Source organism: Zwartia sp., from assembly GCF_049655405.1.
Classification (GTDB): domain Bacteria; phylum Pseudomonadota; class Gammaproteobacteria; order Burkholderiales; family Burkholderiaceae_B; genus Zwartia.
Genome location: NZ_JBASJR010000013.1, coordinates 59,766 through 85,661 on the forward strand (window position 1 = coordinate 59,766; position 25,896 = coordinate 85,661).

General features: G+C 49.5%; 23 protein-coding genes, 1 tRNA gene and 1 pseudogene. 18 read left to right on the forward strand and 7 right to left on the reverse strand.

The genetic code is table 11. The annotated features are described in order from the left end of the window. Positions 1-11: 11 nt before the first annotated feature. Positions 12-200 (forward strand): annotated as a pseudogene (locus tag WBJ47_RS11725) (hypothetical protein); the annotation flags it as partial. A gap of 60 nt (positions 201-260) precedes the next feature. Here WBJ47_RS11725 and WBJ47_RS11730 read toward each other — a convergent pair. The 4 genes from WBJ47_RS11730 to dapC all read right to left on the reverse strand — a co-directional run bounded on the left by WBJ47_RS11730 (position 261) and on the right by dapC (position 5,336). Beyond that, positions 261-2,258 (reverse strand): ATP-binding cassette domain-containing protein, encoded by a 1,998-nt coding sequence (locus tag WBJ47_RS11730; RefSeq protein WP_422244041.1) that lies wholly within the window; start codon positions 2,256-2,258, stop codon positions 261-263. Next, complete coding sequence (gene prmB, locus WBJ47_RS11735; protein ID WP_422244042.1) at positions 2,255-3,163, reverse strand: 50S ribosomal protein L3 N(5)-glutamine methyltransferase; 909 nt, start codon at positions 3,161-3,163, stop codon at positions 2,255-2,257. Before prmB ends, WBJ47_RS11730 begins: the two co-directional genes overlap by 4 nt. A gap of 61 nt (positions 3,164-3,224) precedes the next feature. Next, a complete protein-coding gene (dapD, locus tag WBJ47_RS11740; RefSeq protein WP_422244043.1) occupies positions 3,225-4,046 on the reverse strand; it encodes a 2,3,4,5-tetrahydropyridine-2,6-dicarboxylate N-succinyltransferase in 822 nt (273 codons plus the stop codon). A 75-nt stretch (positions 4,047-4,121) separates the two neighbouring features. Continuing rightward, positions 4,122-5,336 carry a succinyldiaminopimelate transaminase gene (gene dapC / locus WBJ47_RS11745; protein WP_422244044.1) on the reverse strand — a complete coding sequence of 405 codons (1,215 nt, stop codon included), beginning with the start codon at positions 5,334-5,336 and terminating at the stop codon, positions 4,122-4,124. A 75-nt stretch (positions 5,337-5,411) separates the two neighbouring features. Between dapC and WBJ47_RS11750 the strand changes: the two genes are divergently transcribed. From WBJ47_RS11750 to WBJ47_RS11775, 6 genes are all read left to right on the forward strand, one after another. Next, positions 5,412-5,498, forward strand: a tRNA-Leu gene (locus WBJ47_RS11750). 67 nt (positions 5,499-5,565) lie between these two features. Further along, positions 5,566-6,876 carry a trigger factor gene (tig, locus tag WBJ47_RS11755; protein WP_422244045.1) on the forward strand — a complete coding sequence of 437 codons (1,311 nt, stop codon included), beginning with the start codon at positions 5,566-5,568 and terminating at the stop codon, positions 6,874-6,876. After that, on the forward strand, positions 6,877-7,533 hold the full coding sequence (gene clpP, locus WBJ47_RS11760; protein WP_422244046.1) for an ATP-dependent Clp endopeptidase proteolytic subunit ClpP: 657 nt from the start codon (positions 6,877-6,879) through the stop codon (positions 7,531-7,533). It abuts the gene before it with no gap. Positions 7,534-7,564: 31 nt separating this feature from the next. Beyond that, positions 7,565-8,863, forward strand: coding sequence for an ATP-dependent Clp protease ATP-binding subunit ClpX (gene clpX / locus WBJ47_RS11765; protein ID WP_422244047.1), 1,299 nt, complete (start codon positions 7,565-7,567; stop codon positions 8,861-8,863). A gap of 179 nt (positions 8,864-9,042) precedes the next feature. Then, entirely contained in the window at positions 9,043-11,493 is a 2,451-nt protein-coding gene (gene lon, locus WBJ47_RS11770; RefSeq protein WP_424585315.1) for an endopeptidase La, read from the forward strand. An 85-nt stretch (positions 11,494-11,578) separates the two neighbouring features. Continuing rightward, positions 11,579-11,968, forward strand: coding sequence for an RNA-binding S4 domain-containing protein (locus tag WBJ47_RS11775; RefSeq protein ID WP_422242682.1), 390 nt, complete (start codon positions 11,579-11,581; stop codon positions 11,966-11,968). An 85-nt stretch (positions 11,969-12,053) separates the two neighbouring features. On the opposite strand, the gene lexA is transcribed toward WBJ47_RS11775, so the two are convergent. Beyond that, positions 12,054-12,782 carry a transcriptional repressor LexA gene (gene lexA, locus WBJ47_RS11780; protein WP_422242683.1) on the reverse strand — a complete coding sequence of 243 codons (729 nt, stop codon included), beginning with the start codon at positions 12,780-12,782 and terminating at the stop codon, positions 12,054-12,056. Between the two features lie 154 nt (positions 12,783-12,936). Next, positions 12,937-14,142, reverse strand: coding sequence for an amino acid aminotransferase (locus WBJ47_RS11785; protein ID WP_422242684.1), 1,206 nt, complete (start codon positions 14,140-14,142; stop codon positions 12,937-12,939). Between the two features lie 188 nt (positions 14,143-14,330). Here WBJ47_RS11785 and uvrB point away from each other — a divergent pair, with 188 nt between their 5' ends. The 11 genes from uvrB (at position 14,331) to WBJ47_RS11840 (ending at position 24,379) form a co-directional block, all read left to right on the forward strand. Next, positions 14,331-16,550, forward strand: coding sequence for an excinuclease ABC subunit UvrB (uvrB, locus tag WBJ47_RS11790; RefSeq protein ID WP_422242685.1), 2,220 nt, complete (start codon positions 14,331-14,333; stop codon positions 16,548-16,550). Between the two features lie 226 nt (positions 16,551-16,776). After that, on the forward strand, positions 16,777-17,268 hold the full coding sequence (locus WBJ47_RS11795; RefSeq protein ID WP_422242717.1) for a low molecular weight protein-tyrosine-phosphatase: 492 nt from the start codon (positions 16,777-16,779) through the stop codon (positions 17,266-17,268). A gap of 173 nt (positions 17,269-17,441) precedes the next feature. After that, entirely contained in the window at positions 17,442-17,969 is a 528-nt protein-coding gene (locus WBJ47_RS11800) for a Fe-S cluster assembly transcription factor (protein ID WP_422242686.1), read from the forward strand. A 20-nt stretch (positions 17,970-17,989) separates the two neighbouring features. Continuing rightward, a complete protein-coding gene (locus WBJ47_RS11805; RefSeq protein WP_422242687.1) occupies positions 17,990-19,201 on the forward strand; it encodes an IscS subfamily cysteine desulfurase in 1,212 nt (403 codons plus the stop codon). Positions 19,202-19,223: 22 nt separating this feature from the next. Beyond that, positions 19,224-19,607 (forward strand): Fe-S cluster assembly scaffold IscU, encoded by a 384-nt coding sequence (gene iscU, locus WBJ47_RS11810; protein ID WP_422242688.1) that lies wholly within the window; start codon positions 19,224-19,226, stop codon positions 19,605-19,607. Between the two features lie 2 nt (positions 19,608-19,609). Continuing rightward, positions 19,610-19,933: an iron-sulfur cluster assembly protein IscA gene (gene iscA / locus WBJ47_RS11815; RefSeq protein ID WP_422242689.1), complete on the forward strand. Its 324-nt coding sequence runs from the start codon at positions 19,610-19,612 to the stop codon at positions 19,931-19,933. A 29-nt stretch (positions 19,934-19,962) separates the two neighbouring features. Then, positions 19,963-20,484 carry a Fe-S protein assembly co-chaperone HscB gene (gene hscB / locus WBJ47_RS11820; protein WP_422242718.1) on the forward strand — a complete coding sequence of 174 codons (522 nt, stop codon included), beginning with the start codon at positions 19,963-19,965 and terminating at the stop codon, positions 20,482-20,484. Between the two features lie 47 nt (positions 20,485-20,531). Further along, positions 20,532-22,385, forward strand: a complete 1,854-nt coding sequence (gene hscA, locus WBJ47_RS11825; protein ID WP_422242690.1) for a Fe-S protein assembly chaperone HscA — start codon at positions 20,532-20,534, stop codon at positions 22,383-22,385. Between the two features lie 7 nt (positions 22,386-22,392). Beyond that, positions 22,393-22,734, forward strand: coding sequence for an ISC system 2Fe-2S type ferredoxin (fdx, locus tag WBJ47_RS11830; protein WP_422242691.1), 342 nt, complete (start codon positions 22,393-22,395; stop codon positions 22,732-22,734). Positions 22,735-22,792: 58 nt separating this feature from the next. Further along, entirely contained in the window at positions 22,793-23,584 is a 792-nt protein-coding gene (locus WBJ47_RS11835) for an HpcH/HpaI aldolase family protein (protein WP_422242692.1), read from the forward strand. 18 nt (positions 23,585-23,602) lie between these two features. Further along, positions 23,603-24,379 (forward strand): hydroxypyruvate isomerase family protein, encoded by a 777-nt coding sequence (locus WBJ47_RS11840; protein ID WP_422242693.1) that lies wholly within the window; start codon positions 23,603-23,605, stop codon positions 24,377-24,379. A 2-nt stretch (positions 24,380-24,381) separates the two neighbouring features. On the opposite strand, the gene lysS is transcribed toward WBJ47_RS11840, so the two are convergent. Further along, positions 24,382-25,896 carry a lysine--tRNA ligase gene (lysS, locus tag WBJ47_RS11845; protein ID WP_422242694.1) on the reverse strand — a complete coding sequence of 505 codons (1,515 nt, stop codon included), beginning with the start codon at positions 25,894-25,896 and terminating at the stop codon, positions 24,382-24,384.

The following is a 25,896-nucleotide window of genomic DNA, read 5'->3' on the forward strand; positions in this document are numbered from 1 at the left end:
AAAGTGCATCTTACGGTGTCACAGTTGGAAACCAACATTTTCGCGTAGGCCAGGGTGTACGACATGGCCGCTTTGGCGAAGGAACTATTTTTGGATTGTCGGGTAGCGGTTTAGATGCTCAAGCTCAGATCCAGTTTCGCGATGTTGGAGCCAAAACTTTGGCTCTTGGCGTGGCCAAACTTGACATCATTCAGGGCTAGAGTTTTTCTAGGCGTAATCTATTGTTTAATTTTGTAATCTCAATTTGGCTAGTGTCAGTACTAGCCAATTGATTCCAACTCGCTTTGCAACTCAAGCCATACTTCTTCTAGTTCCCCATGCTTTTTTGTGAGTTCCCCATGCTGGGATAGCGTCTGCACTCTCTCCTGGCGTCTTGCTTCCGTGTACAGATCTGCATCGGCAATCAAGGCGTCAAGTATTTTGAGTTTGCTTTGCGTGGACTCAAGCTCTTTTTCAATTTTCGTAAGCTTGGCCTCGATGGGTTTACGCAGCACAGCCGTTCGTTGCCGCTCCTGTGCCTCTTCGCGTTTTTGTTGTTTCCGATCAGCATTTGAGATGTCCGGAAGACTTGAGGAATTTTCTTGTTGGGCGAGTGATACGGTGTTTGCAGCTTGCCTATCGGCGAGCTCTTGTTTACGGGCATTTGCTTGATGTTGCGCTAACCAATCTCTGTAATCCTCAAGGTCACCGTCAAACTCCTGTACGCCACCGTCCGCCACGATCCAAAAGCGATCCACAGTGGTGCGAAGCAAGTGTCTATCGTGGGACACGAGCAGCATGCTGCCACCAAACTCTGCTAGCGCAGTCGTCAAGGCCTCGCGTGTTTCTACATCCAAGTGATTGCTTGGTTCATCTAGCAATAAGAGATTGGGCTTTTGCCATACGATGAGTGAAAGCGCGAGTCTGGCTTTTTCACCACCGGACATGGGAGCAACCTTGTCCATGACGCGATCGCCACCAAAGCCAAAGCCACCAAGATAGTTACGAAGTTCTTGTTCGCGGGTTTGTGGTGCCAGTCGTGCTAAGTGCTGCAAAGGACTGCTGTCTAAATCCAGCATGTCAAGCTGATGCTGAGCAAAATATCCCACCTCTAGACCACGTGAGGCTTTACGGCTGCCGGCCTGAACCTCCAGTTCACCAGCCAGTGTTTTGACTAGCGTACTTTTACCCGCACCATTGACGCCCAAGATGCCAATACGATCTCCACCTCGAACCATCAAGCGCACCTTCCGCAAGATAGGGATCGTTTCGCCTTGTTCGTTGGTATAGCCCGCCTGCATATCCTCTAACACTAAAAGTGGGTCGGGCATTTCTTCGGGCGAGGGAATGCGAATGTCAATGCCTGACTCGGCATGAATGGGTGCTAACAGCTCCATTCGCGCCAAGGCCTTCACACGACTTTGAGCTTGTTTGGCTTTTGATGCTTTAGCTTTAAACCGATCAATAAATCCTTGCAACCTGGCGGTCTCGCGTGTCTGACGCTCCCAAGCAATTTTGGTTTGACGCAGTCTTTCCGAACGTTGAATAACAAAATCCTGATAGCCACCCTTGTATCGATTGAGTTTGCCTTGATCAAAATGGAGAATTGTTTGTGCAACAGAATCCAAAAACTCGGTATCGTGAGAAATCAGTAAAACGGTCCCCGTGTAAGCGCCTAGCCAGCGTTCAAGCCACAGCATTGCGTCGAGGTCCAGGTGGTTTGTAGGCTCATCTAGCAACAACAACTCTGAGGGAGCCATCAGAGCTCTTGCGAGCGCGAGACGCATTCTCCATCCACCAGAAAAGCTATCTACAGGATGATCCCATTGCGCTGGTGTAAAGCCCAAGCCCGCCAGGAGTTGCTCAGCACGTGAGGCGGAGGTCCATGCGCCGACTTCGATGAGTTCGGACTCTAGTTCTGCGATACGTGCCCCGAGTGCTTCTGCTTGGTTAGGTGAGCGTTCGAGCGCATCAGACAATGCGCTGCGCTCAGCTTGTAGTAGGCGCAGATGGGTATCACCATCGATAACAAAGTCACGCGCACTGCCATCGCTTGAGGCAATTTCTTGTTTGACGCTTGCCATGCGCCATCCTTGAGGCACTTCAAGTGTTCCTGCATCCGCTTCAATTTCATGCTGGAGCAGAGCAAAAAGAGTAGATTTTCCGGCGCCATTTTTCCCAACGAAACCTACACGCTCGCCGGGATGCACAACAAATTCAGTTTGATCGAGCAATACTTTAGTGCCACGACGAACCGTCAAACCAGAAGCACGAATCACGGTGTTAGTTGCTCTTTGGTCAGGAGAAGAATTTGATCTGTGGCTTCGGCGGTATCAAGCCAAATGGGCTCGAGATCAGGAAAGGCCGCTTCAAAATAAGGTCTTTCATGGCCGATTTCAATTAACAACAAACCATTATCACGCAAGTGAGTGGGGGCTTGTTCAATAATCGTACGCACCAAATCCATGCCGTCATCTCCACCAGCAAGCGCTAAGGATGGTTCATGACGATACTCTGGAGGAAGCTTCAACATGGATGCGGAGTTGACGTAAGGCGGATTGCTGATAATCAGGTCGTACCGAGCGGAAACCGGTAGCGGATCGTAGAGGCTGCCGTGATGCAAGTTCAGACGATCTTGCATGGCGTGCTTTTCAACATTGATGAGGGCAACATCAAGGGCATCTTTTGAAATATCCGTGGCATCGACAAAGGCCTCAGGAAACTGATGCGCTGCGATAATCGCCAAGCAACCTGAACCTGTGCACAGATCGAGAATGCCCGTGATCTCAAAAGGATCTGCAATCCAAGGACTCAGCTGATTCATCAACAATTCAGCAATGGGTGAGCGTGGCACGATCACTCGCTGATCAACATGAAAGGTGTAGCCTTGAAGCCACGCCTCATGTGTCAAATAGGGCGCTGGTAGTCGATGCTCACAGCGTAAATCGATCAGACTCAGAGCCGCTTCACGTTCAGAGGGTAAAACACGAGCATCCATAAAAGGCTCGAGCAGATCGGGTGGTAAGTGCAACGCATGCAACACCAAATAAACTGCTTCGTCCCAAGCGTTATCTGAGCCATGACCAAAAAAAAGTTTATGTTCGTTAAAGCGTGATACAGCGTAGCGAATGAAGTCTCGAACGCTGAGTAACGCTTCACGTGAACCGTCAATTTGTTTGGTCATGCGATGTTCAGACTTGTTAGAGGCGAATGAATAAATGGTGTTGATGGGTTTGCTCGGTTCATTACGCTCTCAACAAATCGTTGATGCTAGTTTTAGCGCGGGTCTGTGCATCGACTCGTTTGACAATGATGGCGCAGTTCAAACTGTGCGAACCATCTGCAGAAGGCAATGAACCCGGCACCACGACAGAGCCAGAAGGTACACGTCCGTAGTGAATTTCTTTTGTTTCACGGTCATAAATGCGCGTACTTTGCGATAGAAATACACCCATTGCCAGAACTGAGTTTTCTTCAACAATGACACCCTCGACAACCTCTGAACGAGCGCCAATAAAACAGTTGTCTTCGATGATGGTTGGGTTGGCTTGAAGAGGTTCCAAAACGCCACCGATCCCAACGCCGCCAGACAGGTGAACATTTTTGCCGATTTGCGCGCAGGAGCCGACAGTAGCCCAAGTATCTACCATGGTGCCTTCGTCAACGTAGGCACCAATATTGACATAGGAAGGCATCAACACAACGTTGCGTCCAATAAATGCGCCACGACGCGCGACTGCGGGCGGTACAACACGGTAGCCGCCAGTTTTAAAGGCAGTCTCACCGTATTCGGCAAATTTAAGAGGCACTTTGTCATAGAACTGCATGGGGGCTTGTCCCATGATCGCATTGTCATACAAGCGGAATGAAAGCAGTACAGCCTTTTTAATCCACTGGTGCACTTCCCACTTACCATTCATTTTTTCAGCAACACGTAAACGGCCTGTGTCCAAAGCGTCAATCGTGTGCTCGACTGCTTCGCGAACTGCGGCATCTGCAGCTGAAGGTGAGAGATTGGCGCGGTTTTCCCAGCCTTGTTCAATGGTGGTTTGCAGATCGAGAGTCATGAGAGCCCTGTAAAAAAAATTAAAAATATAAAAATAAGAGTAAAAGATATTGGTAATAAAAATAAACGTCTTTGTTTATTTGCTCACAGCCTGTGGGTAACGTGAACGGACAAATTCAGCGATTCGATGTGCACCTTCGACACAATCAGCAAGTGGTGCGACTAAAGCAATGCGAATGCGATTTAGACCTGGATTGACGCCATCCACAGTGCGTCCGACATAACTACCGGGTAGTAATGTCACATTCGTATGTGTAAGCAGATCGCGAACAAACTCAGCATCTGGACCCGGAGTACCTGCCCAAAGATAAAAGGAGGCGTCTGGGCGTTCGACATCCAAGACGGGCTTCAAAATAGGGAGTACCGCATCGAATTTTGCGCGGTACTGTGCACGATTGTCAATGACATGGGCTTCGTCGTTCCAAGCAGCGATACTAGCCGTTGATACGACAGGTGAGAGTGCACTGCCGTGATACGTGCGATACAGTAAAAACTTCGCAATAAGCTTTGCATCGCCCGCCACAAATCCTGATCGCATTCCCGGTACATTCGAGCGTTTCGATAGACTTGAAAAGCTCATTAAATTTCGAAAATCAGTGCGACCGAGTTGAAATGCGGCCTGCATTCCGCCTAGTGGCGGATTATTTTCATCGAGAAAAATTTCTGAGTAGCACTCGTCAGACGCAATGACAAAATTATATTTGTCAGATAAATCAAACAATATCTTCCAGTCTGACAAGGGCATGACATTGCCAGCCGGATTGCCGGGAGAGCAGACAAAGAGAAGCTGTGTGCGAGCCCAAACTTCAGGCGGAACGGTTGACCAGTCGCAACGAAAGTTTTTTTCAGGATCTGAATTCACGTAAAAGGGTGTGGCGCCTCCCAGCAGGGCAGCACCTTCGTAAATTTGATAAAAAGGGTTCGGGCAGACGACCAAACCATCTTTCGTGTCATCAAGAACGACCTGTCCAAAGGCAAAAAGAGCCTCCCTAGAGCCAAGTGCCGGCAATATCTGAGTTTCTGGATCTGGGCAGGGAATGCCGTAGCGGCGACCGATCCATGCACTAATAGCCTGACGCAGCTTGGGGTCGCCTTTGGTGGGAGGATAAACAGACAAGCCGTCTAGCCCATTCACGATGGCGGTCTTTACGCAATCGGGAGCCGGATGTTTGGGCTCGCCAATAGAGAGATTGATTGGCCGCAAGCCAGAGGCGGCAGGGTTTGACTGAGCTAATAATGCTCTCAGTTTTTCAAACGGATAGGGCTGTAAAGTATCGAGGCGCGGATTCATTCCGACATTTTAACCAGTTGGTTGACAGGGTGGGGCGGAAAACATGCTTAGTGTGCGCTACAATGTCTGGCTATTGCGAAGGTGGCGAAATTGGTAGACGCACCAGGTTTAGGTCCTGACGCCGTAACAGGTGTGCGGGTTCGAGTCCCGCCCTTCGCACCAACACTGCTCTTTGATACGGCGTAGGCTGTTTGCTGCGCTTTCCGTCCTCTTTGTTTGGTAGATTTTCATGCAACCTGTGGTTGAAACCCTTTCCGGCCTCGAGCGCCGCATCGAAATCTCGGTCTTGTTGGCCGACGTAGAAAAAGCTGTTCAGGCTGAACTCAAGCGAGTGTCCCGGACTGCTAAAGCGCCTGGCTTCCGTCCCGGAAAAGTGCCAATGGCTATGCTCGAGCGTACACATTCCGCCGGCATTCGTTATGACATGATCAACAACAAGGTCGGTCAAGCATTTGAACAAGCCATCGAAGCTTCAGGCTTGCGTATTGCTGGATCACCCAAGCTTGAGCCAAAGACAGAAGGAACCCCTGAGGGTACCTTAGCGTTTTACGCTGTTTTTGAGGTGTATCCAGAAATTACGCTTCCTGATTTATCTGCCCTCAAAATCAAGCGCGCTGTGACAACAGTCGGCGATGCCGAAGTTCAAAGCACCGTCGATATCCTTCGCAAACAGCGTGCCGAATACGCTGCTAAAGAAGGTCGTGTTGCGACCGATGAAGATCGTGTCACGCTGGATTTTGTTGGCACCATCGATGGTGTTCCATTTGATGGCGGCAAAGCCGAAGATTTTCCTTTTGTCCTTGGACAGGGTCGTATGTTGCCTGAGTTTGAGGTGGCCGTCCGTGGTTTGAAAGCCGGCGAATCAAAGGTTTTCCCCTTGGCCTTTCCAGCCGATTACGGTGGCAAGGACGTTGCTGGTAAAACGGCTGAGTTCACGATTACTGTCAAAGAAGTTGCTGAGCCTGTCTTGCCAGTCATTGATTCAGAGTTTGCTAAATCCTTGGGTCAACCTGAAGGTGACGTTGAGAAATTGCTCGCCGACATTCGTGGCAATATTGAGCGTGAAGTAAAAGCCCGCACACTCGCCCGCACTAAAAACAGCGTGATGGATGCCTTGATTGGTGCCGCTACGTTTGACGTACCCAAGTCCCTGGTGGACAGCGAGTGCGAAGCACGTGTCCAAGCGGCTCGTGCAGAGTTGACACAACGCGGCGTGCCAAACGCTGACAAGATGCCAATTCCTGCCGATGCGTTCACTGCTGAAGCGGAGCGTCGTGTACGCCTTGGTTTATTGGTTTCTGAGCTCGTTCAAAAGGCTCAACTTCAGGCCAAACCTGAGCAGGTTCGCGCCCGTATTGAAGAGTTCGCAGCAAATTATGAAAAACCTGCTGAAGTCGTGAGCTACTATCTTTCAGATCGTGCGCGTCGTTCTGAGGTCGAAGGCATTGTGCTTGAGGACAACGTTGTCCAGCATGCATTGGCTCAGGCACAGGTTGAAGACGAGCAGGTCCCCTTTGACCAAGTGATGGGAACAGCCTAAATGCAACGTTTTACCGATTTCTATGCATCCATGCACGGTGGCGCTTCAGTCACGCCCACCGGGCTTGGTTACATACCGATGGTGGTTGAGCAATCGGGCCGTGGTGAGCGCTCTTACGACATCTATTCGCGCCTTCTCAAAGAGCGTGTGATATTTTTGGTTGGCCCGGTCAATGACCACTCGGCCAACTTGGTCGTCGCGCAACTGTTGTTTTTAGAGTCCGAAAATCCTGACAAGGATGTGGCTCTTTATATCAACTCACCCGGCGGATCGGTTTATGCGGGTATGGCTATTTACGACACAATGCGTTTTATCAAACCAGAAGTGTCAACACTGTGTACCGGTTTAGCCGCGAGTATGGGTGCGTTTTTGTTGGCAGCCGGTCAAAAGGGTAAGCGTTTCTCTCTGCCCAATTCCCGCATCATGATTCATCAACCTTCGGGTGGTGCGCAAGGGCAAGCCTCAGACATTCAGATTCAAGCGCGTGAAATTTTGGATTTGCGTGCGCGATTAAATCAGATGTTGGCTGAACACACTGGTCAGTCTGTTGAGCGCATTGAGATTGACACTGAACGTGACAACTTTATGTCTGCGCCTGACGCTGTGGCGTATGGCCTCATCGATAAAGTACTGACATCCCGCGCGGACACCGTTTAAGACGCTCCGGCCCAAGACCTACAGGAAGCTTATGTCCGAAAAAAAGGGATCTGCAACGACAAAAGTCTTGCATTGTTCATTTTGCAACAAGGCTCAGCATGAAGTTCGCAAGCTGATAGCGGGTCCTTCGGTGTTTGTTTGTGACGAGTGCATTGACCTGTGCAATGACATTATTCGCGAAGAAGCCCAAGCCAATGCCAAAGAGTCCATTAAGACGGACTTGCCGACTCCTGCAGAAATCAAGGCATTTCTCGATCAATATGTGATTGGTCAGACTGCACCTAAGCGTGTCTTGGCAGTAGCCGTCTATAACCACTACAAGCGTTTGCGCCATGCCGAAATTAAGGGTGATGGTGTTGAACTATCAAAAAGTAACATTCTCCTAATCGGCCCGACGGGTTCTGGCAAGACTTTGCTTGCCCAAACGCTGGCTCGTCAGCTCAATGTACCTTTTGTCATGGCAGATGCCACAACACTCACCGAAGCGGGTTACGTCGGTGAGGACGTTGAAAACATCATTCAAAAGCTTCTTCAAAACTGCAATTACGAGGTCGACAAAGCGCAACGCGCGATTGTTTATATTGACGAAATAGACAAGATATCTCGCAAAGCAGACAATCCATCCATCACACGTGATGTATCCGGAGAGGGTGTTCAGCAAGCTTTACTTAAGTTGATCGAAGGAACTGTTGCTTCTGTCCCGCCACAGGGTGGTCGCAAGCATCCAAATCAGGATTTTGTTCAAGTCGACACCACCAACATTTTGTTTATTGTCGGTGGTGCTTTCGATGGTCTCGAAAAGGTGATTCGTAATCGGACCGAGCGCTCTGGTATTGGTTTCGGTGCTTCTGTTGAGTCTAAAACCGAAAGATCGACTGGGGATACATTCCTAGAGGTTGAGCCAGAAGATTTGGTTAAGTTTGGATTAATTCCCGAACTAGTGGGTCGTTTGCCCGTGATTGCCACCTTGCAAGAGCTAGACGAAGACACGCTCATGCAAATTTTGACTGAGCCTAAAAATGCCGTGGTCAAGCAGTTCGAGAAACTGTTTGCGATGGAAGGTGCCGAACTTGAGATCCGTCCTGATGCGCTAAAAGCGATCGCTCGTAAAGCAATCAAGCGCAAAACAGGCGCTCGCGGTTTGCGTTCGATCCTAGAGTCTGCATTGCTGGACACGATGTATGAGTTGCCTACACAAGGTAATATCAAGCGAGTGGTGCTCGATGAATCTGCCATTAGCGGTACGGGCAAGCCTCTGTTGGTTTATGCAGATGAAAATGAGCCAAAACCGGTTGTTAAAAAGCCAGCAGTCCGGGATGCTGCGGCTTGATAATGGTTTAAGTTCTTATTTATAAGATTTCCCTGCCCCTCTAGAGGGGCTTTTGCTTTTATTAAGGTTTAGAACTTGAAATTTAGGCTATTGTCCCAATAACGAAGCTATTCGTAGAAACACGGGCTTTGTATCGGCCGCCCAGTTAGGATTCGCCGAGTTTTTTTTAGGAGGACATCATGTCCGGACATCAGACCCTGCCTTCTGAACCCATCAATTTGCCCTTGTTGCCATTACGCGACGTTGTCGTGTTTCCCCACATGGTAATCCCTCTTTTCGTCGGACGTCCCCGTTCTATTCGGGCGCTCGAGGCTGCCATGGAGGCTGGCAAAAGCATTATGCTGGCTGCTCAAAAATCTGCAGGTAAAGACGACCCTACGCCAGATGATGTCTATGAAATCGGCTGTGTTGCCACCATCTTGCAAATGCTCAAGCTTCCTGACGGTACAGTCAAGGTATTAGTTGAGGGTGCACAACGCGCTCGCGTCACAAATATTCAGGATGCAGACACCCATTTCACCTCTGAACTGGTGCCAATCGCTCCGGATGCAACGACTGGAGCAGAAATTGAGGCATTGCGTCGGGCGATCGTTAGCCAGTTTGAACAGTATGTCAAACTCAATAAAAAGATTCCCCCAGAGATTCTGACTTCTTTGGCTGGGATTGATGACGCTGGCCGCTTGGCTGACACGATTGCTGCCCATTTGCCTTTAAAGCTCGAACAAAAGCAAAAGATGCTTGAAATCATTTCGACATCTGAGCGCCTCGAGGCTTTACTTTCGCAACTCGAAACTGAGATCGACATTCTGCAGGTCGAAAAGCGTATTCGTGGTCGCGTTAAAAAACAGATGGAAAAGAGCCAGCGTGACTACTATTTGAATGAGCAGGTTAAAGCCATTCAAAAAGAATTGGGCGAGGGCGAAGAGGGCGCAGATATCGAGGAGCTCGAAAAGAAAATCGAGGCTGCGCATCTCCCTAAGGATGCACGTAAAAAGGTCGATGGCGAGCTCAAAAAGCTCAAACTCATGTCGCCCATGTCGGCTGAAGCCACTGTCGTTCGTAATTACATTGATACAGTGATTGCTTTGCCTTGGCGCAAAAAGAGCAAGGTCAATAACTCGATCCCCAATGCTGAAAGCGTGCTTGATAACGACCACTATGGCTTAGATAAAGTTAAAGAGCGTATTCTTGAATACCTTGCTGTCCAACAACGGGTTGATAAGGTCAAAGCACCGATTCTTTGTCTGGTAGGCCCTCCTGGCGTTGGAAAGACCTCGTTAGGTCAGTCGATTGCCAAAGCCACAAATCGTAAGTTCATTCGCATGGCCTTAGGTGGCGTGCGTGATGAGGCCGAAATTCGTGGACATCGTCGAACTTACATTGGTTCGATGCCCGGCAAAATTTTGCAAAACATGTCAAAAGTTGCTGTGAGAAATCCTTTATTCTTATTGGATGAAATCGATAAATTGGGGATGGATTTCCGCGGTGATCCTGCATCTGCCTTGCTTGAGGTACTGGATCCCGAACAGAACCATACATTCCAGGATCACTACGTCGAAGTAGATTTCGATTTGTCTGATGTGATGTTTGTAGCGACCAGTAATACGCTCAATATTCCACCAGCCTTGCTGGATAGAATGGAAGTGATTCGTCTTTCTGGTTACACAGAGGATGAGAAAATCCATATTGCGCTTGATCACCTTGTCCCCAAGGTCATGAAGAACAACGGTGTCAAGTCCGAAGAGCTCATCGTTGAAGAGTCAGCAATTCGTGACATCGTGCGTTATTACACACGTGAAGCTGGCGTTCGCGCTCTTGAGCGTGATGTAGGCAAAATCTGTCGTAAAGTTGTCAAGAAACTGCTCGCAGAAAGCGAAGCTAAAAAGGCTGCCAAGTCCGCAGAGCCTATCGCAAAAGTAGTGGTGACGTCTGATAACTTGAGTGACTACTTGGGTGTACGTCGTTACAACTTTGGAATGGCGGAAAAGGAAAATCAGATCGGACAAGTCACAGGCTTGGCATGGACTGAGGTGGGAGGTGATTTACTCACGATCGAAGTCGCAGATATGCCAGGCAAAGGTGTGATTCAACGCACAGGTTCAATCGGTGACGTGATGAAAGAGTCCGTTGAAGCGGCACGAAGTGTTGTACGTGCACGTGCAGCGCGCCTTGGAATTGCTGATACGGTTTTTGAAAAGCGAGATATTCACGTTCACTTTCCAGAAGGGGCTACACCCAAGGACGGACCTTCCGCAGGTATTGCTATTACAACTGCGATCGTTTCAGCATTGACGCACATTCCTGTTCGCGCAGACGTTGCAATGACTGGTGAGATTACTTTGAGAGGCGAGGTCCTTGCGATTGGTGGGCTCAAAGAAAAGCTGTTAGCAGCGCATCGTGGCGGCATCAAGACTGTTTTGATCCCTGAGGAAAACGTCAAGGATTTGGCTGAGATCCCTGATAACGTCAAAAATCACTTGGAAATCGTTCCAGTTCGCTGGATTGATAAGGTGCTAGAGGTTGCTCTGTCTGGTCCTACCCAGCCTTTACCTGAAGAGTCGGTTGTTGCAAAAGAGGTGGTAGCAAAGCCAGAAGTTGTTGCAACGACAGATCCTGTGATTAAGCACTAAGTTATTTCCGACGTGGTGTTTTTTAGTATGTGTTTAAGAAAGAGGCGCCTGTTGGCGCCTCTTTTGTTCAGGAGTGGTCGACTTGATGCATGTATTTGTTGATTCTGTTCGGCTTGATAAATGGCTTTGGGCCGCACGTTTTTACAAGTCGCGAACGCTGGCTGCAACAGCCATTGAGGCTGGCCGTGTACTTGTATCGGATGAGCGCGCTAAACCTGCGCGCTTGATTAAGGTCGGTGAACGATTAAAAATTAATCGTGAGCAAGAACGTTTTGAATTGGTTGTTCGCGGTATTACTGAACAACGTAAGTCTGCGCCTCTTGCACGCTTGCTCTTTGAAGAAACACCAGAAAGTCTTTTAGCGCGTCAGACGGTCGCTGAGAATAGACGTTTTTATAGCGAGCCCTCGCAGGAAATTGCTGGGCGCCCAACCAAGCGCAATCGTAGAGCGCTAGAGCGGTGGAAGGAGAATTAAATCGCCGCGCTCGGTGCGGTGATTTAGAAAAGCGACGGAGATCGTGCGCGAAAATCCGCGTTTCAAGAACTGCGTATCAGAGTCATTAATGCAGCGGTGTGTTGCGAATCAGGCCCAGCGCAATACCCTCAACTGAGAAGTCTTGACCGGGTTGAATCACGATCGGTTCGAAGTCAGGATTTTCAGGTAACAACTCGATGTGGTTGCCTTTTTTATTGAGGCGTTTGACCGTGACTTCGTCATCAATACGCGCAACAATAATTTGACCATTTCTAGCATCACTGGTCTTTTTGATTGCCAGTAAATCACCATCTAAAATGCCGATATCTCTCATGCTGAGGCCTTTTACTTTTAGCAAGTAGTCAGGCTGCTGTGCAAACATATTGGGATCAACAGAGATTTCCTTTTCAATGTTCTCTGCTGCGAGCATGGGGAAACCTGCCGCAACACGACCAATCAGAGGAACAAGCATCTGCCCTATATCAGGAGGCTGTTTTAGGCTGAGACGGCCCAACCCTGTACGAGTACCAATGTCTACACTTTCTTGCATGAGGGGTGTGTCTGCATCGAAAGATGATTCCGACATGAAGTCTGAAGCACTTTCGGTGAGTCTAATACCACGTGAGGCACCTGCAGTGAGTTCGATCACACCTTTCCGCGCGAGGGCACGCAGATGGTCCTCTGCTGCATTGGCGGAACGAAAGCCTAACTTTTGGGCGATTTCTGCACGAGTAGGAGGAAAGCCGGTGCTTGAAACAGCCTCTCGGATCAAATCTAAGATTTGCTGCTGCCGTTCAGTTAGTTTGATAGTCACAGTCAGCCCCTCAGGCGTGTGCACACGTACAGTGCTGTTTTTATATACAGCCTTTATTTTGCATCATTTGTCTCTGAATGGCAAATGTTATCTGTATAAAAAAACAGCTCCGACGACGCGGAGCTGCTTCAACACACCTTAAAAAGGCTATTTATTAGTCTTTCATCACGCTCGCGATGGCTTTCGCGACAACATCAATATTATGGCTATTGAGGGCTGCAACGCAAATTCGCCCACTGCTCACGGCATAAATCGCATGTTCTGCGCGTAGGCGCTCAACTTGCGCAGCATTTAAGCCAGAGAAGGAGAACATACCGCGCTGCTTCATGACGAAACCAAAGTCTTTTTTAACGCCATTTTCAGCGAGCTTTTCGACTAATTGACGGCGCATTAAGCGAATGCGATCACGCATACCAGCAAGTTCTTGATCCCAAAGGGCAAAAAGTGCAGGTGTGTTGAGCACTGTCGACACAATTGTGCCGCCATGGGTCGGAGGATTGGAGTAGTTGGTGCGAATCACACGCTTGACCTGGCTCAGTACACGGTTCGATTCGTCTTGGCTGCCCGTGACGATCGTCAATGCACCAACGCGCTCTCCATACAGCGAAAATGACTTTGAAAACGATGAGCTGATAAACATAGTCATATCAAGATCAGCAAAGAGTCGCACGGCAGATGCGTCTTGCTCCAAACCATCGCCAAAGCCTTGATAGGCAATATCAAGAAAAGGAATGAGGTTGGTATCTTTAATGACCTTGGCCACTTCGCGCCACTGATCTGTCGTCAAATCCACGCCGGTTGGATTGTGGCAGCACGCATGTAATACGACCACGCTTTGGGCGGGCAGTGCGCGCAATCCGTTGAGCATGCCCTGAAAGTCTAAGCCATGTGTTGCTGCATCGTAATAAGGGTAGTTCACAACCTCAAAACCTGCGCGCTCAAAAAGGGCGCGATGATTTTCCCAGCTGGGATTACTGATTGCAACTTTTGCACCTGGTACTAATTGTTTAATAAAGTCAGCACCAATTTTTAATGCACCTGTGCCACCAAGCGCTTGCATCGTCAGCACGCGGCCTGCAGCGATCAGGGGAGAATTTTTACCCAACACCAATTCCTGGGCGCCTTTGTTGTAGCCGGCAATGCCTTCAATGGGTAAGTAACCCCGGGCAGCAGCAGCTTCTACGCGAGCCACCTCGGCTTGATGAACGGCTGAAAGCAAGGGAATCTTGCCGTTGTCATCGTAATAGACACCAACACCAAGGTTAACCTTGTGCGCGCGCGTGTCTGCATTGAATTGTTCATTCAGACCCAAGATCGGGTCACGAGGGGCGAGTTCTACGGATTGAAAAAGGGTGCTCATTTAAGTTTCTGTGTAGAGAGTAGCAAGAGGAATAGGGCTAGATTGTAAGTGCTAGAGATTGGGTAACAACATTTTAAGTATTGCTGTTTGTTTAATACCACTAAATATTTTGGGTGGACGCTCGAACTAACAGAGAACATAATAGAAGGCTAGCCCCGCATCCGAGGGGTTTCCCGAATAAGTCTAGCATGGCCTCACACATTCCACCCGAAGAAATACACGATCCGCACTCAGCTGATTCATTCGCCAACAAGCTGATCCCAAGCGACGAGGACGACGCGTCCGCGGCCTTGAGTCTGAGTTTGCCCCCAGCCATTGCACACGAGGGTGTTTCCGCGGCACGTGTATCAATTCCTGTAGTACCTGCAACGATTTCGACAGGAAAAGAAGAGCCGCGTTACGTCGACTATCCGGATAGTCCCTTTCATTTGTACCAGCCTTATCCACCCGGGGGAGATCAACCTAACGCGATCAATCAGCTTGAGCAAGGCGTGAGAGACGGTCTAATGATGCAGACGCTGCTGGGCGTGACCGGTTCCGGCAAAACGTTCACGATGGCCAACATGATTGCGCGACTTGGCCGGCCAGCCGTCGTATTGGCGCCCAACAAGACATTAGCTGCCCAGCTCTATGCTGAAATGAGGGAGTTTTTCCCTAAAAATGCCGTTGAGTATTTTGTTTCTTATTACGATTATTATCAGCCCGAAGCTTACGTTCCAACCCGTGATTTGTTCATTGAAAAAGACTCATCAATCAATGAGCACATTGAGCAGATGCGCTTGTCAGCCACTAAAAGCTTGCTCGAGCGTCGCGATACGATCATCGTAGGGACAGTTTCTTGTATCTACGGTATCGGCAACCCGTCTGATTACCACGCAATGGTACTTATATTGCGTGTCGGAGACCGTGTGCCGAGGCGTGAAATTCTCGCTCGCTTAGTGGCCATGCAATATGAACGCAATGATACTGAGTTCACACGAGGTACCTTTCGTGCTCGCGGTGAAACGATCGATATTTTTCCTGCGGAAAGTGCCGAGTTGGCTGTTCGTCTTTCTTTATTTGATGATGAGGTAGAAAGTCTTGAGCTTTTTGATCCTCTGACGGGTAAAGTCCGCCAAAAGGTGCCGCGTTTTACTGTTTATCCTGGTTCACATTACGTCACCCCACGCGATACGGTGATGCGAGCCATCGAAACGATCAAACAAGAACTCCGCGAGCGGGTAAAGTTTTTTGTGGATGGTGGCCATCTTGTCGAAGCACAACGTATCGAACAACGAACGCGTTTTGACTTGGAGATGTTGACGGAGTTGGGGTTTTGTAAAGGCATTGAAAACTATTCGAGGCATCTTTCTGGTGCCGCGCCAGGAGATCCGCCACCCACACTCATTGATTATTTGCCCAGCGATGCGCTCATGTTCATTGATGAAAGTCACGTCACAATCGGACAGCTCGGTGGGATGTATCGTGGTGATCGAGCGCGCAAAGAAACACTGGTGACCTACGGCTTTCGCCTGCCTTCTGCAATGGACAATCGTCCTCTAAAAATGGAGGAGTTTGAAACAAGGATGCGTCAGTGTATTTTTGTCTCGGCCACTCCTGGTCAATACGAGCAGACTCATACCGACAATGTGGTCGAACAAGTGGTGCGCCCAACAGGACTGGTCGATCCGATTGTTGAGGTGCGACCCGCCCGAACTCAAGTCGATGACTTATTAGGCGAGATCAAAATTCGCGTCGCGGTTGAGGAGAGGGTGCTGGTCACGACCCTGACCAAGCGCATGGCCGAGGACTTGACCGATTACCTTGCTGAGCACGGTATCAGAGTGCGTTATTTGCATTCTGATATTGACACTGTTGAACGTGTTGAAATCATCCGTGACTTACGGCTGGGCGTGTTTGATGTGTTAGTTGGGATTAACTTATTGCGCGAAGGTCTTGATATCCCTGAGGTTTCTCTCGTGGCTATTTTGGATGCAGACAAAGAAGGCTTCCTGCGTTCGGATCGAAGTCTGATTCAAACAATCGGTCGAGCCGCCCGTAATTTAAATGGTCGAGCCATTTTGTACGCCGATCGCGTCACCGATTCAATGAAGCGTGCAATGGGTGAAACTGAACGACGCCGTCAAAAGCAACTCGCCTTCAACCAAGAAAATGGGATTGAGGCGCGAAGCGTTCGTAAGGCTGTTCGCGAGTTGATTGACGGCATCGTGGCGCCTGCATTTAGAAACCAAGAAGAGCCTGAGGTGTCGCGTGCTTTATTGACAGATGAAAAGGCGCTTGCAAAAGAATTTAAGCGTTTAGAAAAGCTCATGCTCGACCATGCGCGAAATCTTGAGTTTGAACAAGCTGCCGCTGCGAGGGATGCTCTAAAGGCATTAAAAGACCGCGTGCTGCTGTCTGGTGCATAACTGCAGTCCTTTGGCATTGCTGCAGTGCATAACAAGTTGTGCAGAGATGGCTTTTCTATCGCTTAAGTCTGGGTTTTACAAAATTTAAATTTAATGTCCTTAACAATAAATTTGATCTAAGTATCTGTTTATATTAATTTTATTGTTTTTGAAATTTTTGCTTTTCTTTTAAAAAAACAAAAAAAATATCTGGACATGTTACGGGTTTTCCCGCACAATATGCACCATCATGACAAAAGTTCTCTTCGTATGCATGGGCAATATTTGCCGGTCGCCCAGCGCAGAAGGCGTATTCCGCCACCTAATCAATGACGCAGGCCTTTCTGAGGTCGTCGGGATTGACTCCGCCGGTACCCATAGCTTCCACGTTGGTGAGGCGCCTGATCCCCGTGCAATCGCTGCTGCGCGAAAACGCGGCTACGAGATTACACGTGCCGAAGCCAGGCAAGTCGAGCCCGAGGATTTCCACGATTACGACCTGATTCTGGCGATGGACTGGGAAAATTTGTCCGCTTTGCAGCAACAGTGCCCCAAGCCTCATCATCACAAGTTGATGTTGTTGATGCGCTTTGCGAATGAGTTCGAGGAAGCGACTGTTCCAGATCCTTACTACGGTGGTCCAGAAGGTTTCGGTAAAGTGCTCGACTATCTCGAAGACGCTTGCCAAGGCGTGCTTGAGTTGGTGCGTAAGCGCGCGACCCAATATCAGGCTGCCTGATTGGTGTGATTTGAAAAACCGCGCTCTGCGCGGTTTTTTTACGACTTTTTATCCTGAAAACCAATAATGTTTTAAGGGTATACCCAACTAAAACACTCGGGAATTATGTATACTTGAGTTTATTAGTCGGGTAAGTCTTCAAATACTTAAGGTTTCTTCAAAAGGATACTGTCATGAGGCTCACTACAAAAGGTCGTTTTGCCGTTACCGCCATGATTGATCTGGCGCTCCGCCAACAGGGTGGCCCCGTCACATTGTCCGCCATCAGCCAGCGTCAAAACATCTCGCTTTCTTATCTGGAGCAGTTGTTCGGAAAGCTTCGACGCCACGAACTCGTTGAAAGTGTTCGCGGTCCAGGCGGTGGATACACGTTATCCCGTTTGGCACGCAACATCACAGTCGCCGATATTATTTTTGCAGTCGACGAGCCGATTGATGCCACAAATTGTGCTGGCAAATCTGCCTGTGATAGCGGTACGGATGGTAAGTCTGGCATCTGTATGACGCATGAATTGTGGTCGACTCTCAATCGCAAAATGGTCGATTTTTTAGACTCAGTTTCTTTGCAAGATTTAGTTGATCAGCAACGCTTGCGCCAGATTCAAGAGGCGAGCAAAACCTCTGGAGCAGGTGTGCGGGTGAATGTTGTTGGTACAACTGCGTCTCCACTTTCATCAGAATCTATTTCGATTAGTCTTTAAAAATATTCAGGAGTACTAGTATGTCTACCCGTCCTATTTATTTTGACTACTCGGCTACGACACCAGTCGATCCGCGCGTTGTTGAAAAGATGATCCCTTGGCTTTACGAGCATGCGGGAAACCCTGCCTCGCGTAGTCACTCCTATGGCTGGGAAGCAGAGGAGGCCGTTGAGCATGCTCGCACTCAGGTCGCAGCTTTGGTCAATGCTGATCCGCGTGAAATCATTTGGACTTCCGGTGCGACAGAGTCAAACAACTTGGCAATCAAAGGTGCGGCCACCTTTTATGCTGAGCGCGGCAAGCACGTCATCACCGTTAAGACAGAGCACAAGGCCGTCCTTGATCCCTGTCGTGAGTTGGAGCGTCAAGGTTTTGAGGTGACGTACCTAGACGTGCAGGAAAATGGTCTGATCAGTATGGATGCGCTCAAAGCCGCCATTCGTCCTGACACTGTGCTGATTTCTGTCATGTTTGTGAACAATGAGATCGGTGTTATTCAGGATGTTGCCGCAATCGGAGAACTGTGCCGCGCCAACAATATTATTTTTCACGTTGATGCTGCTCAGGCTACTGGCAAGGTCGCGATCGATTTGCAAACACTCAAAGTCGATTTGATGTCTTTCTGTGCACACAAAACTTACGGTCCCAAGGGTATCGGTGCTTTGTACGTGCGCCGCAAGCCACGGATCCGGATCGAAGCTCAAATGCACGGTGGCGGACATGAGCGTGGATTTCGCTCAGGTACCTTGGCTACACACCAGATTGTGGGAATGGGTGAGTCCTTCGCGTTAGCACAGCAGGAAATGGGTACTGAAAACGAACGCATTCGCATGTTGAGAGACCGTTTGTGGGCAGGTCTTTCACAAATCGAAGAGGTTTACCTCAATGGCGATCTGGAACACCGTGTTCCCCACAACCTGAACGTCAGTTTTAACTACGTTGAAGGCGAATCTTTGATCATGGCGATTAAAGAACTCGCAGTGTCGAGTGGCTCTGCTTGTACTTCTGCGAGTCTCGAGCCTTCCTATGTGTTGCGCGCACTGGGCCGTAACGATGAGCTGGCCCATAGTTCGATTCGCTTTACGATTGGACGCTTCACGACTGAAAAAGAAATCGACTTTGCGGTCGACTTGTTGAAGTCACGCGTTGGAAAGCTACGTGATATGTCGCCGCTTTGGGAAATGGCCAAAGAAGGTATCGATTTAAATTCAGTTCAGTGGGCCGCCCACTAAACGCACTGATTGGAGAATACAAATGGCATACAGCGACAAGGTCCTAGACCACTACGAAAACCCACGCAACGTCGGCACGTTTGACAAGAGTGATGATCAAGTTGGCACAGGAATGGTGGGCGCACCCGCCTGTGGTGATGTGATGAAATTACAGATTCGTGTCAATGAAGCTGGCATTATCGAAGATGCACGATTTAAAACCTATGGTTGTGGTTCAGCCATTGCATCAAGCTCACTCGTCACCGAGTGGGTTAAAGGTAAAACACTGGACGAGGCTTTGACGATTCGCAATACACAGATCGCCGAAGAGCTGGCTCTTCCACCCGTTAAGATTCATTGCTCGATTCTTGCCGAAGATGCGATCAAGGCTGCTGTCGAGGATTACAAAAACAAGCATACTGGATGATCATGGGCGTCACACTTACCACTCAGGCTGCCGACCATATCGGCAAATACCTACAAAAACGCGGCAGCGGTATTGGGCTTCGTTTAGGTGTTAGAACGACGGGATGTTCGGGAATGGCATACAAACTCGAGTACGTTGATGAGGCCGCTGCCGAAGACCAGGTGTTCGAAAGTTTTGGTGTCAAAGTGTTTATTGACCCGAAAAGCCTGTCATATTTAGATGGCACCGAGCTCGACTACGCACGTGAAGGCCTAAACGAAGGCTTTAAGTTCCGTAATCCAAATGAAAAGGCAACCTGTGGTTGTGGCGAGTCTTTCACGGTATAAATTTTTTGGAAGCCTCAACGTCAAGCTCACTGTCTACGCAGGATCACTTTAGCCTGCTTGGATTGCCTCGGGTTTTTAAAACGGACCCTCAGGCTTTAGAGTCAGCCTGGAAAAAGGTAGCGCTCGCTGTGCATCCTGATCGGTTTGCCACACGATCTGCGGTCGAAAAAAGAGTCGCGATGCAATGGAGCTCTCAGGCAAACGAAGCGTACAGGATTTTGAAAGATCCTATGTCCCGAGCGCGTTATCTCTGTGAGCTCGCCGGCGTCGATCTGCAAACTGAAACCAATACTGCGATGTCTGCCGATTTTTTATTTCGTCAGATGTCTTGGCATGAGCAGCTTGACGAAGTGTTGGACCGCAGTGGTGATCCTCAGGCTCGACACGCAGTGCGTCAAGCTCTTCAGGCTGAACTCACTGAAGCTGAGCATGAAATAGAGAAGTCTGTGGGTGAATACCTCTCTCAAGAGCGTTATGATTTGGCCGCCGCGCGTGTGCGCGAGTGGATGTTTTTAAATAAGCTGATTGCGCAATGTCGCGCAATTGATTAGGCCTTGCGGTCTCTACGCAGCACAGAGTGCGCAACTGAATCAAACATATGGCTTTACTGCAAATTTCTGAGCCTGGTGAATCTCCTGCTCCACATCAACGTCGCTTGGCGGTGGGGATTGACTTGGGCACCACACATTCTTTAGTTGCGGCTGTCCGAAGCAGCGTGCCTGAAGTGCTTTCTGATGCAGGAAGACCGCTTGTGCCCTCTGCGGTGTACGTGGAGCAAGGAGGTCTCGCACACGTTGGTTCAGAGGCGATCGCCAAACAAACTGACTTCCCCTTAGACACGCTTGTTTCTATCAAGCGACTGATGGGTAGGTCTTACCAAGAAGCGCTCGCCTCTGGTATGCCTTACCTTTTTGTGGAAGACGGTCAAAGTGTAAAAGTTCAGACCGAGCATGCTCTGCTGTCTCCGGTCGAGGTCGCTGCAAAGATTTTAGAAAAACTGAAGCTTTTGGCGGAAGGTACCTTAGGCGATGCCCTCGTGGGCGCGGTCATTACCGTACCAGCTTATTTTGATGATGCGCAGCGTCAAGCCACTCGGGATGCCGCACGTTTAGCCGGTTTAAATGTGTTGCGCTTGTTGAATGAGCCCACTGCAGCAGCCATTGCCTATGGACTTGACCATGCATCCGAAGGTACCTATGCTGTTTTTGATTTAGGTGGCGGAACGTTTGACGTTTCTCTGTTGAGATTGTCTCGCGGCGTGTTCGAGGTGGTTGCAACGGGTGGTGATACGCGATTGGGTGGTGATGATTTCGACGCACTGATTGTGGATGACTTTATTCGCAAGCAGGAAATGAGTTCTATCAGTCTTCAGACCCGACGTGCTTTGCTGAGCGCTGCGCGATGCGTACGCGAAATGCTCACTGATCATTCAGAGCACGCTGAGAGTGTCAGTGTGGATGGTCAGGTTTACCAACTTGAGCTTTCTCGCGAGGCTTTTGAGCAACTAGCGGCTCCTTTGGTTGCACGGACGATTGCCTGTGCACAACAGGCCCTCAAGGATGCATCGCTTAAAGTTCACGACATCAAGGGTGTCGTGATGGTGGGTGGTGCGACCAGGATGCCCATCGTGCGTAAAAGTGTTCGGGATGCATTTGGGACCGAGCCTTTGACGGATCTTGATCCTGATCAAGTTGTCGCCTTGGGCGCTGCACTTCAAGCCAATTTATTAGCAGGTAATCGTAATCCAGGCGAGGATTGGCTGCTGCTCGATGTGACGCCTTTGACTCTCGGACTCGAAACCATGGGGGGTTTAGTCGAGCATATTATTCCCCGTAACAGCACAATTCCTGTCGCACGTGCTCAAGAATTTACGACCTTTAAAGACGGTCAAACTGCCTTAGCCGTGCATGTTGTTCAGGGAGAGCGTGATTTGGTATCGGATTGCCGATCACTGGCACGCTTTGAGTTGCGTGGCATTCCTGCGATGGTTGCGGGTGCGGCGCGTATACGCGTCACTTTTCAGGTCGATGCCGACGGTTTGCTGAGTGTGTCCGCACGCGAGCTTGGCTCGGGTGTCGAGGCGTCTGTCACGGTCAAGCCGTCTTTTGGTTTGAGCGATGATGAGGTTTCCCGCATGCTCTCTGAGGGAATGTCCAAAGCAGGCTACGATGCCCAGATGCGTATGTTGCGTGAACAGCAAGTCGACGCGCAACAGCTCATTGAGTCTGTGTCAGCGGCGCTCGCGGCTGATGCCGATCTTTTAAGCGCCGCAGAACAAACGCGCATTTCCCAACATTGCCAAATGACGATCGAAGCCGCCTCAGGTGACGATGTCGAAGCGATTCGCAACGCGATCAAAGCGCTGTCTTCTGTGACAGATGACTTTGCCGCACGCCGTATGGATCGTAGTATCCGTGCCGCCTTGACGGGTCGATCGCTCGAGGACTTATAGGATTTTTATGCCCAAAATTATTGTGTTGCCTCACCCCGATGTTTGTCCTATGGGCAAAGTGATTGAGAATGCTCCAGTTGGCGAGTCAATTTGCCGAGTGTTACTGGATCACCATGTTGAACTTGAGCACGCATGCGAGCTTTCCTGTGCCTGCACGACTTGTCATGTGGTTGTCAAAGAAGGCTTCCAATCGCTTGCTGAGGCTTCAGACTCAGAGGAGGATCTTCTTGATCGCGCCTGGGGTCTTTCTACGACCTCAAGGCTTGCCTGCCAGGCACGTGTGGCTCACTCAGACTTAACGATTGAAATTCCACGCTATACCATCAATCACGCCAAAGAAAATCACTAAAACGTTCTAGCAGCAATCGTGTAAAGTATCTTCCATATTAATAACAGTGGAGATATGCATGCGTGCCAATACCATCCGTCAAAAAATTGCTGCAGGTCAACCCGTTGTGAATGGCTGGTTAGCTATTCCTTCTTCCTATTCCGCTGAGATTATTGGTCATCAGGGCTTTGATTCTGTGACCGTTGATTTGCAGCACGGAATGATTGGGATTGATGCTGCGCTCCCGATGTTTCAGGCTCTTTCTTCTACGCCAGCCATCCCACTCGCGAGGGTGCCATGGAATGACCCCGCCCAAATCATGCGCTTGTTGGACAGTGGCGCTTACGGCATTATTTGTCCGATGATTTCTACCGTCGATGATGCGGCCAGCTTTGTTTCGTCCTGCCGTTATCCACCTCATGGACAGCGCTCATTTGGTCCTGCTCGTGCCATGTTGTATGGTGGTGCGGATTACTACCCGCATGCTGATAAAGAGATTCTTGCACTTGGTATGATCGAGACTCAAGCCGGTTTGGACAATTTAGAGGAAATTCTTGCTCTGGACGGACTAGACGGCATCTATATTGGACCGAATGATCTCGCACTTGCGCTAGGCTCAGTTCCAAAGTCGGAGTCCGATGACCCTGTCGTGATGAAAGCCGTTGAGCACATTCGTCAACGTGCCATTGCGCACGGAAAAATCGCTGGTATTTTTTGTTCGTCGGGTGAAGCGGCAGCCATGCGTATCAAGCAAGGCTTTCAGATGGTGACACCTGGAAACGAAGCTGCACTGATGGCGAGTGCGGCTAAAGCCGCAGTGGCTACTGCGCGGGGTGCTCAGGCCCCCGGTTCTTCAAAGACAGGGTATTGATTCTTGAGTGGGGACTCGATGTTGCGTTTTTCGGCTAATTTAGGATTTCTTTGGTCGCAACTGCCTTTGCTCGAACGTATTGAGCGGGCGGCTGCCAGTCGATTCCGAGCCATCGAGTTGCATTGGCCTTATGACACGCCAGCTGATGCTGTCAAAGAGGCTTGTGTACGCCACGATATCACTTTGTTGGCAGCGAACGCACCGATTGGAGATCCTAGTGTAGGGGAGTCAGGCTTGGCTGCCTTGCCGGGAAGAGAGCGGGATTTTCAACAGTCCTTTGAAATGTCGCTTGCCTGGTGTGTCGCAGCCGGCGCCTCGTCTATACATGTGTTGCCGGGGATTATCGATCCTCAGCAGCACATCATTGCCTCGCGCACATTGGTCAGCAATCTTCAATGGGCAGCAGATCTTTCGGCAAAGCATGGCATCACAATTTTGCTTGAAGCCATTAATCAGCGAGACAAACCCGGATATTTTTATTCAACTCAAGCTGAAGCAAATGCGATACGGGAGCAATGCGGCCGCGCAAATATCAAACTGATGTTTGATGTTTATCACGTAGGTGTGGCTGAGGGAGATATCCTGACCAAACTTGCTCATTATTTGCCGCATATTGGTCACATACAAGTCGCAGCGGTACCAAGCCGAGCTGAGCCTGATGAGGGTGAGGTGGCGTATGCCGCTGTATTTGAACGAATTGATTCGCTGGGGTATGCGGGCTGGATTGGTTGTGAGTACAAACCACGCGCCAGCGTCGAAGCTGGTTTAGCGTGGCTGACTCCTTACAGAACTTAAATTTAGTCTTCTTTTCTCAAGTGCGGGAACAGGATGACATCCCGTATGCTGGGGCTGTCGGTCAGCAACATCACTAAGCGATCAATGCCGATTCCACACCCACCTGTAGGTGGCATTCCGTACTCAAGTGCTCGAATATAGTCTGCGTCATAGAACATGGCTTCTTCATCACCAGCATCTTTAGCGGCAACCTGGGCGTGAAAACGCGCAGCTTGATCCTCCGGATCGTTAAGCTCCGAAAAACCGTTGGCGATTTCTCTACCTGTCATGAACAACTCAAAACGTTCGGTAATGCCCGGGCGTGTATCTGACTCGCGGGCAAGTGGTGAGACTTCGATTGGGTAGTCGATGATGTAAGTCGGGTGCCAGAGCTGCGATTCCGCTGTTTCTTCAAACAACGCCAGTTGCAAAGCACCTAATCCAGCAAGTGCAAAATTTGGTGCATTGACATCTACGCCGCGCTTTTTGAGTTGAGCTTTAACAAACTCAATGTCAGTCAATTGTGCTTCGGTGAACTCTGGAACATGTTGAAGGATCGCTTCGACAATCGTGAGTCGGTGAAATGGTTTGGACAAATCAAGCTCGCGTCCCTGGTAGGTCAGCGTGGCAGTGCCACAAGCTTTAATGGCAGCTGCGCGAATAATTTGCTCTGTAAAGTCCATCAGCCATTGATAGTCTGTGTAAGCTGCGTAAAACTCCATCATCGTGAACTCGGGGTTGTGGCGCGGGCTCACACCTTCATTCCGGAAGTTTCGATTGATCTCAAATACTCTTTCAAATCCGCCAACGATCAAACGCTTGAGATAGAGTTCAGGCGCTATGCGCAGAAACATCTCCATATCAAGTGCGTTATGGTGCGTCACAAAAGGTTTCGCCGCCGCGCCGCCTGGAATGCCGTGCAACATTGGAGTCTCAACTTCGAGAAATCCTGCATCCACCATCGTTTGACGAATTGCGCTAATGGCTTGGCTGCGCGCTAAAAACGTTTCGCGCGTTTGCTCGGTCATAATGAGATCGACGTAACGCTGGCGATAACGCAACTCTTGATCGGAGACGCCATGAAATTTGTCAGGCAGGGGACGCAGGGATTTTGCTAAGACACGTGCCTCAGTCGCATGGATCGACAATTCGCCTTTATTGGTCTTAAAAACATGACCCTTTATTGCAATGATGTCACCAATATCCCAGGTTTTGAAGGAGTCATAGACCTCTTCGCCGAGACTGCCACGTTCAAGATAAATCTGAATGCGTCCAGTACTGTCTTGTAAAGTGGCAAAGCTCGCTTTACCCATGACACGTTTGAGCATCATGCGTCCTGCAACCGAAGCAGGGTGAGCTGCTGTAGCAAGAGTGGCTTGATCCAGTTCGCCAAAACTTGCATGGAGTGCTTTCGCACGATTCGCAGGGACAAAATCGTTTGGAAATGCAATTCCTTGGTTGCGCAAGCCAGATAATTTTGTCCGGCGCTCGGCAATCAGGTGGTTTTCATCGTGTTGGGGGGTGTTGGTGTCAGTCAT